The organism is Pseudohongiella sp. (genome assembly GCF_040877505.1).
Taxonomy (GTDB): Bacteria; Pseudomonadota; Gammaproteobacteria; order Pseudomonadales; family Pseudohongiellaceae; genus Pseudohongiella.
On record NZ_JBBDNQ010000031.1, the window covers coordinates 1 to 13,569 of the forward strand.

Here is a 13,569-nt window from a genome sequence, read left to right on the forward strand (position 1 = left end):
TACGGCGATGACAAAATGAAGCTGCAGAAAGCGACCATGGAGCTGTATAAAAAAGAGAAGATCAATCCCTTCGGCGGCTGTCTGCCCATGCTGGTACAAATGCCGGTCTTTATCGCCTTGTACTGGGTGTTGCTGGAAGGTGTTGAACTGCGCCATGCGCCCTGGATTCTGTGGATCAACGATCTGTCGGTCATGGATCCGTATTTTGTCCTGCCGCTACTGATGGGCGCGTCAATGTACGTGCAGTTCATGCTCAACCCGACACCACAGGATCCTACGCAGGCCAAGATCATGAAGTTCATGCCAATCGTCATGACCGTCTTCTTCCTTTGGTTCCCGGCCGGTCTAGTACTGTACTGGCTGGCAAACAGCGTCCTGGGTATTGCCCAGCAATGGTATATCACCCGCAATATTGACGCGGAATATGCAGCGAAAGAGGCAGCCAAAAGCTAGCAGACAACCTTCTCCAATAAAGTGCAGCTGTCATGTTAAGCGCGTCGGATACGGACACAATTTGTGCGTTAGCCACACCACCAGGTCGCAGCGGTGTGGGAATCGTGCGAGTGTCCGGACCGGCGTGTCTGGACATTGCCGAGGCCATACTTCATTTTCAGCCAACGCCCCGATACGCACATTACTGTCCCTTTCACGACAGCACTGGCGAGCTCATTGATCAGGGTATTGCCCTGTATTTTCCGGGGCCCAATTCTTTTACCGGTGAAGACATACTGGAACTACAGGGCCATGGTGGATATTTCATCATGGACGCCTTGCTGAATATTATTCTGGCCGCTGGCGCCCGGCTCGCACGTCCTGGTGAGTTTACCGAAAGAGCTTTCCTCAACGACAAAGTTGACCTCGCCCAGGCTGAAGCCATCGCGGATCTGATCGACAGCAGCTCAGCTGAAGCCGCCAAAAGCGCGATGCGAACCCTGCAGGGGACATTCTCCCGGTTGATCGATGATCTGGGCGAATCCATCACCCTGTTGCGTGTTTACCTGGAAGCAGCCATCGATTTTACAGATGAGGAAATCGATTTCCTGAGCGAAGGGCGTATCGCGGAAAAACTCGATATCATCATTGCATCGCTGGACAAGGTGCTGGAACAGGCCCGGCAAGGCGCCCTGATTCGCGAAGGTATGGCGGTGGTTATTGCCGGTAAACCCAATGCCGGAAAATCCAGCCTGCTCAATGCCATGGCCGGAAAAGAATCAGCCATCGTCACTGATATCGCCGGCACCACTCGCGATGTGCTCAGTGAACAGATCACCATCGACGGTATGCCCCTTCACATCACTGATACCGCAGGTCTGCGTGACAGTGATGATATTGTTGAACAGGAAGGTATACGCCGCGCGCAGAGCGCCGTGCAGCAGGCAGACCGTATTTTGCTGGTGGTTGATGCCAGCCAGGAATCGGTTGACAACAACAACATCAAATCCTATCTGCAATCCCCCGGTTTCGACGCCTTGTCCCATGCGCTGGACACCTCCAGGCTGACCATTATTCAGAACAAAGTTGATCTGCAAGACAAGGCACCCGCGCTGCTACCGGCAGACAATAAAAACGGCGCCAGTGTCATCCGGCTGTCCGCCAGGCAGGGAGAGGGGATAGACCTGCTGCGTCAGCACCTGAAGGACTGCATGGGTTTCCAGGCCACCGCTGAGGGTGGTTTCATTGCCCGTCGCCGTCACCTGGACGCACTGCGTAACACCCGTGAATGCCTGGAACAGGCCCGTTTTCAATTGTCTCATCACGCAGCAGCCGAACTGGTTGCAGAAGACCTGCGTCACGCACACCGTTATCTGGGTGAAATTACCGGCGCGGTGACAACAGATGACCTGTTAGGACGTATTTTCTCCAGTTTTTGCATCGGCAAATAATTATTTTTACCTGTTCCCAAGGTGCTCAAAAACTGTGCATAAAATCGCTTTTTCTGTGCATAAGTTTTTTGCAAAATTTTCCCGATTTCTGCCTTGTGGATAACATGCATTGTTCTGCACAGCTTGATAAATGCTTTGCGGCAGCTTGAGCAGTGCTTGTACACCGGTTTATACAGTTCGCAAGTATATGTTTTTAATAGCGATAAATGTCTTGTCTACAGAAAAACGGTTTACCATTAGTATTAACAGTATTAAGTCTTTATCTATTATCTATAACTATATTTATATTTAGTAATCATTAATGTGAATAAGATCTGCTTGTGGATTATTTTCAATCACAAGCCTTTAAATTTGCGATACAAGGCTTATACTTAGCACCCTTTTCAAATTTCGAACTTTTCAGCATATGGATTTCTCCAAGCGATATGACGTGATCGTGGTCGGTGGTGGCCACGCCGGTACCGAAGCCGCGCTGGCGGCTGCCCGGTCGGGCGTGAAAACCCTGCTGTTGACGCACAATATCGAAACGCTGGGGCAGATGTCCTGCAACCCGGCTATCGGTGGCATAGGCAAAAGCCACCTGGTGCGCGAAATCGATGCACTGGGCGGTGCCATGGCCAGGGCCACAGACCTGGCCGGCATCCAGTTCCGTGTGCTGAACAGCAGCAAAGGCCCTGCCGTGCGTGCCACCCGTGCTCAGGCTGACCGCGCCCTGTACAAGTCTGCGATTCGCAACATGCTGGAAAGGCAGGATAATCTGGATATTTTTCAGCAGGCTGCTGATGATCTGATCATTCAGGGAGAGCGCGTGGAGGGTGTTGTCACGCAGATGGGCGTTCGCTTCTTTGCGCCGACCGTGGTCCTGACCACCGGAACCTTCCTGGGTGGTAAAATTCATATCGGCCTGGAAAACACTTCTGGTGGACGCGCCGGGGATCCGCCTTCAATCAAACTGGCAGACCGATTGCGTGAACTGCCGTTCAATGTGGGTCGCCTGAAAACCGGCACGCCGCCACGCATTGATGCTCGTTCAGTAGATTTTTCCGTGATGCAGGTGCAGGCAGGTGATACACCGCTGCCGGTGATGTCTTTCATGGGCTCGGTTGAAGATCACCCTGAACAAATTAACTGTTACATAACAGAAACTAACGAGCGTTGTCACGAAATCATCCGCAATGGACTGGATCGATCACCAATGTACTCCGGCATAATCGAAGGGGTTGGTCCGCGGTATTGTCCGTCCATTGAAGACAAAGTGATGCGGTTTGCCGACAAATCCTCACACCAGATCTTTGTTGAACCCGAAGGCCTGAACACCAACGAGCTGTATCCCAACGGCATTTCCACCAGTTTGCCGTTTGATGTGCAGATTGAACTGGTACGCCAGATCAAAGGATTTGAGAACGCACATATCACCCGCCCGGGTTATGCCATCGAATATGACTTTTTTGATCCGCGAGAGCTCAATCATTCGCTGGAAACCCGCTTCATCAAAGGCCTGTATTTTGCCGGTCAGATCAACGGGACGACCGGTTACGAAGAGGCCGGCGCCCAGGGTCTGCTGGCAGGCATCAATGCCGCCCGTGCTGCCCGCGAATTGGAGAGCTGGTGTCCGCGCCGTGATCAGGCCTACATCGGCGTCCTGGTTGACGACCTGATCAGTATGGGCACCATCGAACCGTACCGCATGTTTACCAGCCGTGCCGAATACCGTCTGCTGCTGCGCGAAGACAATGCCGACTTGAGGCTGACCTCGGTGGGCCGTGATATGGGGTTGATTGACGACGTGCGCTGGGCTGCTTTCTGCCAGAAACAGGACAGCATCGGCGATGAGCTCAAGCGCCTGAAATCAGTCTGGGTTCAGCCTGGCACCGACAAGGAAGCGGCTGTCAGCGCGCTGCTGGATAAATCACTGGGACGTGAATACAGCCTGGCGGACCTGCTGGCGCGTCCGGAACTGAGTTACGAGAGCATGCGTGAAGCCCTGCGCGAGACCTCGATCAGCATGCCAGAACTGGATCCTCAGGTGACCCAGCAGGTTGAAATACAGCTTAAATATCAAGGTTATATCAATCGCCAGGAAGACGATATCCAAAAGCTCAAGCGACAGGAAAACACCGTGTTGCCGGCTGATTTTGATTATCAGCACATGGAAGGTTTATCCAATGAGCTGAAACAGAAATTGCTGGCCGCCAGACCCGATTCCATTGCCCGCGCAGCTCGCATACCCGGCATGACGCCCGCGGCTGTGTCCCTGTTGTTAATTTATCTGAAGAAGTATCAGGCTGTCAGAGCCCGACAAACGGCCTGACATGGACCTGGCGAAACAACTACAAAAGGGCCTGTCCGATATGGGGCTCAGCCTCAGCGGCTCCCAGCAAACCCGGATGATCGAGTACGTGATGCTGCTCGATAAATGGAATCAGGCGTTCAACCTGTCGGCAGTGCGTGACCCCCGCGACATGGTATCGCGTCACCTGCTCGACAGCCTGACCCTGTTACCTCGTATCCGCGAATTGAGTACCGGCAAAGCCAGCTTTTACATCCTGGATGTGGGAACCGGCCCGGGTTTGCCGGGCATACCGCTGGCCCTGAGCCTGCCTGATATCAATTTTATCCTGCTCGACAGTAACGGCAAAAAAACACGCTTCGTATTTCAGGCCCTGATGGCGCTGGGATTAAAAAATGTCAAAGTTGAGAACACGCGCATCGAAAGCTACCAAAGTCCCTGCCAACTTGATATTGTCATTAGCCGGGCGTTTTCCTCACTTGCTGATTTTGCCCTGGGATGTGAGCACCTGTGTGGTCCGGACACCCGATTGCTGGCGATGAAAGGCCTGTACCCAAGCGATGAAATCCGTGACCTGCCCGTGCACTGGCAAAAAGCAGATGCCTGGGCCATTGATGTCCCGGATTGTGAGGCACAACGCCACATTGTTGAGCTCTCGACAGACGCGCATGAAAGCGCCACACAGTTAACAGAACCAAACATTTCTTAAATAAAAAACAGCAGCAGACTGCGCTATCAGACGGGAACGGCAGGTGACAAGAATACTCGCGATCGCCAATCAGAAGGGCGGTGTAGGTAAAACAACCACATCAGTTAATCTGGCTGCCTCACTGCAGGCGACGAAACGTCGTGTGTTGCTGGTTGATATGGATCCGCAGGGCAATGCCACCATGGGCAGCGGCATTGACAAGGCCGAGCTGGAATATTCTGTGTACGATGTGCTCATCGGTGAAGCGAACTTTGACCAGGCAGTTGTCACCACACCCGAGGCCGGTTTTGATATGTTGCCGGCTAACGGCGATCTGGTCGCCGCTGAAATTGAGTTGCTGGACCTTGAGCGGCGCGAAAGCCGCCTGAAGGAGTTGCTGGCAGGCGTCAGCGAGCGCTACGATTTTATTGTCATAGACTGCCCGCCTTCGCTGAACATGCTGACGCTGAACGCATTGGTGGCCGCACAAGGGGTCATCATTCCCATGCAGTGCGAATATTATGCGCTGGAAGGGTTGTCGGCACTGGTCGATACGATATCTGCGGTCAGTGAAACCCACAATCCTGAATTAAAGATTGAGGGCATACTGAGAACCATGTTCGATCCGCGCAACAAACTTACCACGGAAGTGTCCAGTCAGCTTTACAGCCACTTTGGTGACCGTGTGTATCGTACCGTCGTGCCACGCAATGTGCGACTGGCAGAAGCACCCAGCTATGGTTTGCCAGTGCTGCAGTACGACAAGCAGTCACGTGGTGCAATTGCTTATCTTGCGCTGGCGGGTGAGATGCTGCGACGCCAGGAACAGGTCGCAGTCTGAACGCTCAGCTGTTTGAATTAATCATCAAGGATTAAAAGGTTTTAGCATGTCAGGAAAGAAAAAACTGGGCCGGGGACTGGACAAACTGCTGGGCAGTGCAGCGGCCGCACAACGCGCCGCGCAGGCTACAGAGCAGGTTTCCGTACAGCCCGACGCGGTACCCGGACAGGTACAGCCGCGGGTGGATAAAGACAGTGAGCTGCGCCATCTGCCCGTTGAGCTGATCCAGCGCGGAAAATATCAGCCACGCACCGACATGCACGAGGAGGCGCTGCAGGAGCTGGCCGAGTCCATCAAGGTTCAGGGCGTGATGCAACCTATCGTGGTGCGGCCGGTCCCGGGGGACCGTTATGAAATCATTGCCGGCGAACGGCGCTGGCGGGCTACCCAGATCGCCGGCCTGGACACGATTCCGGCCGTTATCCGTCTGGTGGGTGACGAATCTGCAATAGCCATGTCGCTGATAGAAAATATCCAGCGCGAAAACCTCAATCCGATTGAAGAAGCCATGGCGCTGAAGCGCCTGCAGGAAGAATTCGAACTCACCCAGCAGGAAGTGGCAGAAGCGGTTGGCAAGTCCCGAACCACAGTCACCAACCTGCTACGCCTGATGTCCCTGAGTCATGATGTGCGCCTGATGCTGGAACGCGGCGACCTGGAAATGGGTCATGCCCGGGCCTTGCTGGGCCTGCCTGCGGAGCAGCAGTCCGACGCCGCAAAAGCGGTCAGTGGCAAAGGCCTGTCCGTGCGGCAGACCGAATCCATGGTCAGGCGACTGTTGGCCGAAGACACACCCCAGAAAGCCGAAGTTGTGCGCCAGGATCCCGATATCGCCAGCCTGGAAGATAAGTTGTCTGAGCGCCTGGGCGCAAAGGTACAGATTCAGCACAGCAGCAAAGGTAGCGGCAAACTCACCCTGCGCTACAACAGTCTGGATGAACTGGACGGCATTCTGGCCCATATCAAGTAACCTGTGATTAAAGGAAGGTGTAATACCGTGTTGATTGGCAGGCCTAAAATCCCTATAATGCGCACCTCTGAAAGGGGAACGGAAGCCAAAAACAAGAGAGCTTTTGACGACCAACGCCATACATGTCAACGATAAAAGCTCCTCCCATATATAAAGTTGCGTTTATTCAAGTAGTTACATTGTTTTTACTGGTGCTCGCGATTGCCGCATCAGGCCGTTGGCTGAGTGCGTATTCTTTACTGATCGGTGGATTGATCTGCTTAATACCGGGCACACTCTTCGCAAGGAGAGCGTTCAAGTACCGGGGAGCAAGGTCGGCCGGGCTGATTGTGAAGGAACTTTATAAAGGTGAAGCAATAAAACTGGTGTTAATGGGTGCGGGTTTCGCACTGAGTTTTATTTACGTAAAACCACTGGATGTTGTGGCTTTGTTTTCAGGATTTGTTCTGGTACACATAACAGGCGTGCTTATGTTTGTCCGCGTAAGCAGATCTGACCGGAATAACCCGTAAAATCGGCAAACTGACAAGAAATAATTGACTCATGGCAGATGCAAACTCAACAGGCTTTACCATGCCTGAATATGAAAGCGGCACTGACTACATTGCCCACCACCTTGGTTTCCTGAAATACGGTCAAAAAGCCGATGGCAGCTGGGGTATTGCCCACTCCATGGAAGAGGCCAACGCAATGGGCTTCTGGTCCATACACGTTGACTCCATGATCATGTCACTGCTGTTGGGTGTCATTTTTATGGGACTTTTCTACTTTGTCAGCCGCAAAGCGACCTCGGGCATTCCCGGTCCGCTGCAAAACGCCGTCGAATTTATTGTTGAGATGGTGCAGACCAACGTTAAAAGTACCTTCTTTGCCAGAAACGAATTGATCGGGCCGCTGGCGCTGACCATCTTCTGCTGGATTTTCATGATGAATCTCATGGATCTGGTACCGGTAGACTGGATCCCGCTGACTGCCGCGTTTATTGCTCAGGACAGCCATCTTTACTTCAAGGCTGTTCCCACCACTGACGTCAACATCACTGCCGGTTTTGCATTGGCCGTGTTTATTCTGGTTATCTTCTACAGTATCAAAATCAAAGGCGCAGGCGGGTTCCTCAGTGAGTTTGCTTTCCATCCGTTTGGCAAGTGGGCGTTACCGCTGAACCTTGTGATGGAAGTGCCAAGTTTTCTCGCCAAGCCGGTATCCCTGGCGCTGCGACTTTACGGCAACATGTTCGCCGGCGAGATGATCTTCATGGTGATTGCTATGGTTGGGCTGTTCCAATTGCCACTGCATTTTGCATGGGCAGTATTCCATATCCTGATTATCACCTTGCAAGCGTATCTGTTCATGATGCTGACAATTGTCTATCTGAACCAGGCACACACGAAGCCCGAGGCTCACTAAACCCTTAACCTTTTTTTGTTAGACCTTTTGTTAAATCTTGGAGAAAAACATGGAAACAATTCAGGCATTTTCTGTAATCGCTATCGCCCTCATCTTTGGTCTGTGTGGCGCTGGCACAGCGGTTGCGTTCGGTAATCTGGGTGGCAAGCTGATCGAAAGCTCTGCACGTCAGCCAGAACTGGCGCCAAAACTGCAGGTACAGTTCTTCCTGGTCGCTGGTTTCGTTGACGTAATCTCGATCATCGGCGTGGGTGTTTCTTTCATGGTTATGTTCGCGAATCCTTTCGTCGGTTAATCGAACGCTTGAATCGATTTTCAAGCCCAGCGGATAACTAACGCAGAGGTGACACCATGAATCTTAATGCAACCATATTCGGCCAAACGATAGCCTTTGCTGTCTTTGTCTGGTTTTGTCTGAAGTATGTCTGGCCGCCGATTACGGCAGCCCTGGCAGAGCGACAGAAAAAGATTGCTGACGGTCTGGAAGCGGCTGACCGGGCTCAGCGTGACCTTAACCTGGCGCAGAACAAAGCGGCAGACGAGCTTCGCGAAGCGAAAATCAAAAGCGCTGAGATCATCGATATGGCCAACAAACGTGCCAGCCAGATCGTTGATGAGGCCAAAGACAAAGCTCGTGATGAAGGTCAGCGGCTGATTGCCGGCGCGCAAGCCGAAATCGAAATGGAAGTTCAGCGTGCGCGTGAAGTACTGCGAGCGCAAGTCGCGGCCATCGCGATCTCCGGAGCCGAGAAGATTCTCGAAAGCTCTGTGGATCAGGCCGCTAACGAAGAGCTGGTTAAAAAACTCGCTGCTGAGTTATAGGCGAACATACGATGGCAGAGTCAATTACATTAGCCCGCCCTTACGCCAACGCCGCTTTTGAAGTCGCTGTTGCCGACAAAGCGCTGGCTGAATGGTCAGGGATGCTGAATACGCTTGCAGCTGTGGCCGCGGACGGCAAAGTCAGCAACTTGCTGAAGAATCCGGCGCTGACAGCTGAAAAACAGGCAGATGCCTTGCTGACAATTACCGGCGATGAAATATCAGCCAAGGGCAAAAACCTGATCAGGCTGTTGGCAGAAAATCGTCGACTGCCCCTGTTGCCTGAAATTGCAGAGATCTTTGAGGTTCTGAAAGCCGCGAAAGAGAAGAGCATCGATGTCGAACTGGCGACCGCATTTACGTTGAGCGATGCACTGGTCGAGCAATTGACCCAGGCACTGCAGAAACGCCTGGATCGCACCGTCAAACTGCACACAAGCGTTGACCAGAGTCTGATCGGAGGTGCTGTCATTCGCGCAGGTGATACCGTCATCGACAGTTCTGTTCGCGGAAAACTGAACAAATTAGCCGAATCATTGAGTTCCTAGAACACCTGGGAATGAGGGAATAAGCATGCAACAACTGAACCCGTCAGAAATCAGTGAAATTATCAAACAGAGAATCGATAATCTCGACGTTTCTGTGCAGGCCAAAAACGAAGGCACCATCGTTAGCGTTTCTGACGGTATCGTGCGTATTCATGGTCTCGCAGATGTCATGTACGGTGAGATGATCGAATTTGATGGTGGCCTTTTTGGTATGGCACTTAACCTGGAGCGTGACTCCGTGGGTGCTGTGGTACTGGGCGACTACCAGATACTGGCTGAAGGCCAGTCCTGTCGTTGTACCGGCCGCATTCTGGAAGTGCCGGTAGGCCCCGAAATGGAAGGCCGGGTTGTTGATGCGCTGGGTAACCCCATCGACGGCAAAGGTGCGATCAATGCCAAATTGACTGCACCGGTTGAGAAAGTGGCTCCCGGCGTGATCGCTCGTAAATCAGTTGATCAGCCAGTTCAGACGGGTCTGAAAGCCATCGACGCCATGGTGCCGATTGGTCGTGGTCAGCGCGAACTGATCATTGGTGACCGCCAGGTAGGTAAAACAGCGGTTGCCGTTGATGCCATCATTAACCAGAAAGGCAAAGGCGTTAAGTGCGTCTATGTTGCTATCGGTCAGAAGCAATCTTCTATTGCCCAGGTAGTGAGCAAGCTGGAAGAGCACGGCGCCATGGAATACACCATTGTTGTTGCTGCCAGTGCCTCCGACCCCGCATCCATGCAATACCTGGCGCCTTACTCGGGCTGCTCCATGGGTGAGTATTACCGTGACCGCGGTGAAGATGCCCTGATCATTTATGATGACCTGACCAAACAGGCCTGGGCCTACCGTCAGATCTCCCTGTTGCTGCGTCGTCCGCCGGGCCGTGAAGCCTATCCGGGTGACGTATTCTATTTGCACTCACGTCTGCTGGAACGCGCATCACGCGTTAACGCCGATTACGTTGAGCAGATGACCAACGGCGAAGTGAAAGGCAAAACCGGTTCATTGACCGCACTGCCCATCATTGAAACCCAGGCCGGTGACGTATCAGCATTTGTCCCGACCAACGTGATCTCAATCACCGACGGCCAGATCTTCCTGGAAACCGACCTGTTTAACGCCGGTATCCGTCCTGCGATCAATGCCGGTCTGTCAGTATCGCGAGTCGGTGGTGCAGCACAAACCAAGATCATCAAGAAGCTCGGTGGTGGTATTCGTATCGCACTGGCGCAGTACCGTGAACTGGCGGCGTTCGCCCAGTTCGCCTCGGACCTCGATGATGCCACCCGCGCCCAGCTGGAACACGGTCAGCGCGTTACCGAGCTGATGAAGCAGGGTCAGTACTCTCCGATGTCAGTCGCCGAAATGGGTCTGGTATTGTTCGCGGCCAACGAAGGCTTCCTGAAAGATGTTGATCTGAACAAGATCGTTGCGTTTGAAAAAGCGTTGTTGTCCTATGCTAACAGCCAGCACAGCGAGCTGCTGACAAGCATAAACAACAAGCCTGATTTTAACGACGAAATTGCAGCGCAGCTGAAGTCGTTGATCGAGCAGTTCAAAGCAACTCAAACCTGGTAACTTTTGGCTCTGAGCGACAGGTCCTGTAACAACGGGTCCTGTAACGCCAGGTCTGGCAATTTTCGGTAGGCGGTGAATTATGGCTGGTGGAAAAGAGATTAGAGGCAAGATCTCCAGCATCAATAATACGCGGAAAATAACCAGCGCCATGGAAATGGTGGCTGCGTCCAAGATGCGTAAAGCGCAGGATCGTATGGCAGTCGGAAAACCTTACGCGACACATATGCGTAAGGTCATCGGCCACGTTGCCAATGCGAACCCGGAGTATCGTCACGTCTATTTCACCACGCGTGAAGTCAAACGTGCCGCGTTTATTGTGATTTCATCAGACCGTGGCCTGTGTGGCGGTCTGAACATCAACGCATTCAAGGCGGCTGTGAAAGCGATCTCCGGTTTGCGTAAACAGAATGTTGAGGTTGAGTTCGCCGCAGTGGGTGCCAAGGCGACATCGTTCTTCAATAACTATGGCGGCAAAGTGGTGGCATCGGTTCGCGGTCTGGGTGACAAGCCAGAGCTGGAAGATGTGATTGGCGCCGTCAAGGTGATGCTGGACAAGTTTGACAATGGTGAGATCGACCAGCTTTTCCTGGTCAGCAATACCTTTGTCAACACCATGACACAGACCCCGGCGGTCACACAGTTGTTGCCTCTGGAGCCGTCAGACGATAAAGAGCTCAAGCATCACTGGGACTATATTTACGAGCCCCAGGCCGAAGCTCTGCTGGATGGTTTGCTGGCCCGTTACATTGAAACTCAGGTCTATCAGGCTGTGGTTGAAAACCTCGCCTGTGAACAAGCGGCCCGAATGATTGCCATGAAGAACGCAACTGAAAACGCAGGCGATTTGATTGAAGAGCTTGGCCTTGTTTACAACAAGGCGCGTCAGGCTTCCATTACACAGGAACTGTCTGAGATCGTCAGCGGCGCGGCCGCGGTCTGATCGCCAGCGACAAACAGTTATTTAACCAGTTTAGAAGATCAGGAATACTTAAGAGGAACCGGACATGAGTAGCGGTCGTATCGTACAAATTATCGGTGCAGTTATCGACGTACAATTCCCGCGGGAAGATGTACCTCGTATCTATGATGCACTGTCCGTCGAAGGCGGCGAAATCACACTCGAAGTGCAGCAGCAATTGGGCGACGGCATCGTACGTACCATCGCGATGGGCAGTACCGAAGGTCTGCGCCGCGGTCTGGATGTGTCCAACACCAAGGCTCCGGTTTCTGTGCCAGTCGGTAAAGAAACACTGGGTCGTATCATGGACGTGCTGGGCCGCCCGATTGATGAGCGCGGTGACATCGGTGAGCAGGAGCGTATGCCCATTCACCGTAAGGCACCTGCCTATGATGAACTGTCTGCCTCCAATGAGCTTCTGGAAACCGGCATCAAGGTTATCGACCTGATCTGTCCGTTCGCCAAAGGCGGTAAAGTGGGTCTGTTCGGTGGTGCCGGTGTTGGTAAGACCGTTAACATGATGGAGCTGATCAACAACATCGCAAAAGCACACAGCGGTCTGTCAGTATTCGCCGGTGTGGGTGAGCGTACTCGTGAAGGTAACGACTTCTATCACGAGATGCAGGAATCCAAAGTTATCGATATGGATGACCTGACCAACTCCAAAGTGGCAATGGTTTACGGCCAGATGAACGAGCCGCCCGGTAACCGTCTGCGTGTTGCATTGACGGGTCTGACCATGGCCGAAAAATTCCGTGATGAAGGCCGCGACGTACTGTTCTTCGTTGACAACATTTACCGATACACACTGGCAGGTACCGAAGTATCGGCGCTGCTGGGTCGTATGCCATCAGCGGTAGGTTACCAGCCAACACTGGCGGAAGAGATGGGTGTACTGCAAGAACGTATTACGTCCACCAAGACCGGTTCCATCACGTCAATCCAGGCGGTATACGTACCGGCGGACGATTTGACTGACCCGTCACCGGCAACCACGTTTGCTCACCTTGACGCAACCGTTGTACTGTCGCGTTCCATTGCCGAGCTGGGTATTTATCCTGCGATCGATCCGCTGGACTCCACCTCACGTCAGCTGGATCCGCTGGTTATCGGTCAGGAGCATTATGACGTTGCTCGTGGCGTACAGACAGTTCTGCAGCGTTACAAGGAACTGAAGGACATCATTGCGATTCTGGGTATGGACGAACTGTCAGAAGACGACAAACAGACTGTGGCCCGTGCGCGTAAAATCCAGCGCTTCCTGTCGCAGCCCTTCTTCGTGGCAGAAATCTTCACTAACACACCTGGTAAATATGTGTCCCTGAAAGACACAATCGCCGGCTTTAAAGGCATCCTGGAAGGTGATTACGACCACATTCCGGAGCAGGCCTTTAACATGGTGGGCACCATTGAAGAAGCTGTGGAAAAAGCAGCTAAACTCAAAGGCTGATAGTGTTGTCGGCAGGCAGGTGATTAGCCTGCCTGCAACTAGCATAAACGGTCTGACAGAATTGCAAAGAGAACAAGCTTATGTCGATGACAATGCATTGTGACATCGTAAGTGCAGAAAAACAGATCTTCTCCGGCCTGGT

The 13,569-nt window shown here is 52.8% G+C and carries 14 protein-coding genes; all 14 read left to right on the plus strand.

What is annotated here, in order from left to right; translation table 11 throughout:
* Window positions 1-453 (plus strand): membrane protein insertase YidC (gene yidC / locus WD071_RS11155; RefSeq protein ID WP_368048456.1); only part of this gene is annotated, 453 nt, incomplete at its 5' end.
* A gap of 32 nt (window positions 454-485) precedes the next feature.
* Window positions 486-1,883 (plus strand): tRNA uridine-5-carboxymethylaminomethyl(34) synthesis GTPase MnmE, encoded by a 1,398-nt coding sequence (mnmE, locus tag WD071_RS11160; protein WP_368048457.1) that lies wholly within the window; start codon window positions 486-488, stop codon window positions 1,881-1,883.
* Between the two features lie 406 nt (window positions 1,884-2,289).
* A complete protein-coding gene (mnmG, locus tag WD071_RS11165) occupies window positions 2,290-4,194 on the plus strand; it encodes a tRNA uridine-5-carboxymethylaminomethyl(34) synthesis enzyme MnmG (RefSeq protein WP_368048458.1) in 1,905 nt (634 codons plus the stop codon).
* Window position 4,195: 1 nt separating this feature from the next.
* On the plus strand, window positions 4,196-4,882 hold the full coding sequence (rsmG, locus tag WD071_RS11170) for a 16S rRNA (guanine(527)-N(7))-methyltransferase RsmG (protein ID WP_368048459.1): 687 nt from the start codon (window positions 4,196-4,198) through the stop codon (window positions 4,880-4,882).
* Between the two features lie 43 nt (window positions 4,883-4,925).
* The gene (locus WD071_RS11175) at window positions 4,926-5,702 is read left to right on the plus strand and encodes a ParA family protein (protein ID WP_368048460.1); all 777 of its coding nucleotides are present in this window, start codon (window positions 4,926-4,928) and stop codon (window positions 5,700-5,702) included.
* A 46-nt stretch (window positions 5,703-5,748) separates the two neighbouring features.
* A complete protein-coding gene (locus WD071_RS11180; RefSeq protein ID WP_368048461.1) occupies window positions 5,749-6,672 on the plus strand; it encodes a ParB/RepB/Spo0J family partition protein in 924 nt (307 codons plus the stop codon).
* A 122-nt stretch (window positions 6,673-6,794) separates the two neighbouring features.
* Window positions 6,795-7,184 (plus strand): ATP synthase subunit I, encoded by a 390-nt coding sequence (locus tag WD071_RS11185; RefSeq protein WP_368048462.1) that lies wholly within the window; start codon window positions 6,795-6,797, stop codon window positions 7,182-7,184.
* Between the two features lie 61 nt (window positions 7,185-7,245).
* Window positions 7,246-8,079: a F0F1 ATP synthase subunit A gene (gene atpB, locus WD071_RS11190; protein ID WP_368048468.1), complete on the plus strand. Its 834-nt coding sequence runs from the start codon at window positions 7,246-7,248 to the stop codon at window positions 8,077-8,079.
* A 49-nt stretch (window positions 8,080-8,128) separates the two neighbouring features.
* Window positions 8,129-8,374, plus strand: a complete 246-nt coding sequence (gene atpE / locus WD071_RS11195; RefSeq protein WP_134840200.1) for a F0F1 ATP synthase subunit C — start codon at window positions 8,129-8,131, stop codon at window positions 8,372-8,374.
* A gap of 56 nt (window positions 8,375-8,430) precedes the next feature.
* Window positions 8,431-8,901 (plus strand): F0F1 ATP synthase subunit B, encoded by a 471-nt coding sequence (locus WD071_RS11200; RefSeq protein WP_368048463.1) that lies wholly within the window; start codon window positions 8,431-8,433, stop codon window positions 8,899-8,901.
* Between the two features lie 11 nt (window positions 8,902-8,912).
* Entirely contained in the window at window positions 8,913-9,449 is a 537-nt protein-coding gene (locus tag WD071_RS11205) for a F0F1 ATP synthase subunit delta (RefSeq protein ID WP_368048464.1), read from the plus strand.
* A 25-nt stretch (window positions 9,450-9,474) separates the two neighbouring features.
* Window positions 9,475-11,019, plus strand: coding sequence for a F0F1 ATP synthase subunit alpha (gene atpA, locus WD071_RS11210; RefSeq protein WP_368048465.1), 1,545 nt, complete (start codon window positions 9,475-9,477; stop codon window positions 11,017-11,019).
* A 79-nt stretch (window positions 11,020-11,098) separates the two neighbouring features.
* A complete protein-coding gene (gene atpG, locus WD071_RS11215; RefSeq protein ID WP_368048466.1) occupies window positions 11,099-11,959 on the plus strand; it encodes a F0F1 ATP synthase subunit gamma in 861 nt (286 codons plus the stop codon).
* Between the two features lie 64 nt (window positions 11,960-12,023).
* Entirely contained in the window at window positions 12,024-13,427 is a 1,404-nt protein-coding gene (gene atpD, locus WD071_RS11220; RefSeq protein ID WP_368048467.1) for a F0F1 ATP synthase subunit beta, read from the plus strand.
* The last annotated feature ends 142 nt before the right edge of the window (window positions 13,428-13,569 follow it).

Excerpts from the sequence above, each read along its gene's own strand:
- mnmE (WP_368048457.1), top strand. The coding sequence starts at position 486 with ATGTTAAGCGCGTCGGATACGGACACAATTTGTGCGTTAGCCACACCA.
- mnmG (WP_368048458.1), top strand. The coding sequence starts at position 2,290 with ATGGATTTCTCCAAGCGATATGACGTGATCGTGGTCGGTGGTGGCCAC.
- rsmG (WP_368048459.1), top strand. The coding sequence starts at position 4,196 with ATGGACCTGGCGAAACAACTACAAAAGGGCCTGTCCGATATGGGGCTC.
- WD071_RS11180 (WP_368048461.1), top strand. The coding sequence starts at position 5,749 with ATGTCAGGAAAGAAAAAACTGGGCCGGGGACTGGACAAACTGCTGGGC.
- WD071_RS11185 (WP_368048462.1), top strand. The coding sequence starts at position 6,795 with ATGTCAACGATAAAAGCTCCTCCCATATATAAAGTTGCGTTTATTCAA.
- atpB (WP_368048468.1), top strand. The coding sequence starts at position 7,246 with ATGCCTGAATATGAAAGCGGCACTGACTACATTGCCCACCACCTTGGT.
- atpE (WP_134840200.1), top strand. The coding sequence starts at position 8,129 with ATGGAAACAATTCAGGCATTTTCTGTAATCGCTATCGCCCTCATCTTT.
- WD071_RS11200 (WP_368048463.1), top strand. The coding sequence starts at position 8,431 with ATGAATCTTAATGCAACCATATTCGGCCAAACGATAGCCTTTGCTGTC.
- WD071_RS11205 (WP_368048464.1), top strand. The coding sequence starts at position 8,913 with ATGGCAGAGTCAATTACATTAGCCCGCCCTTACGCCAACGCCGCTTTT.
- atpA (WP_368048465.1), top strand. The coding sequence starts at position 9,475 with ATGCAACAACTGAACCCGTCAGAAATCAGTGAAATTATCAAACAGAGA.
- atpG (WP_368048466.1), top strand. The coding sequence starts at position 11,099 with ATGGCTGGTGGAAAAGAGATTAGAGGCAAGATCTCCAGCATCAATAAT.
- atpD (WP_368048467.1), top strand. The coding sequence starts at position 12,024 with ATGAGTAGCGGTCGTATCGTACAAATTATCGGTGCAGTTATCGACGTA.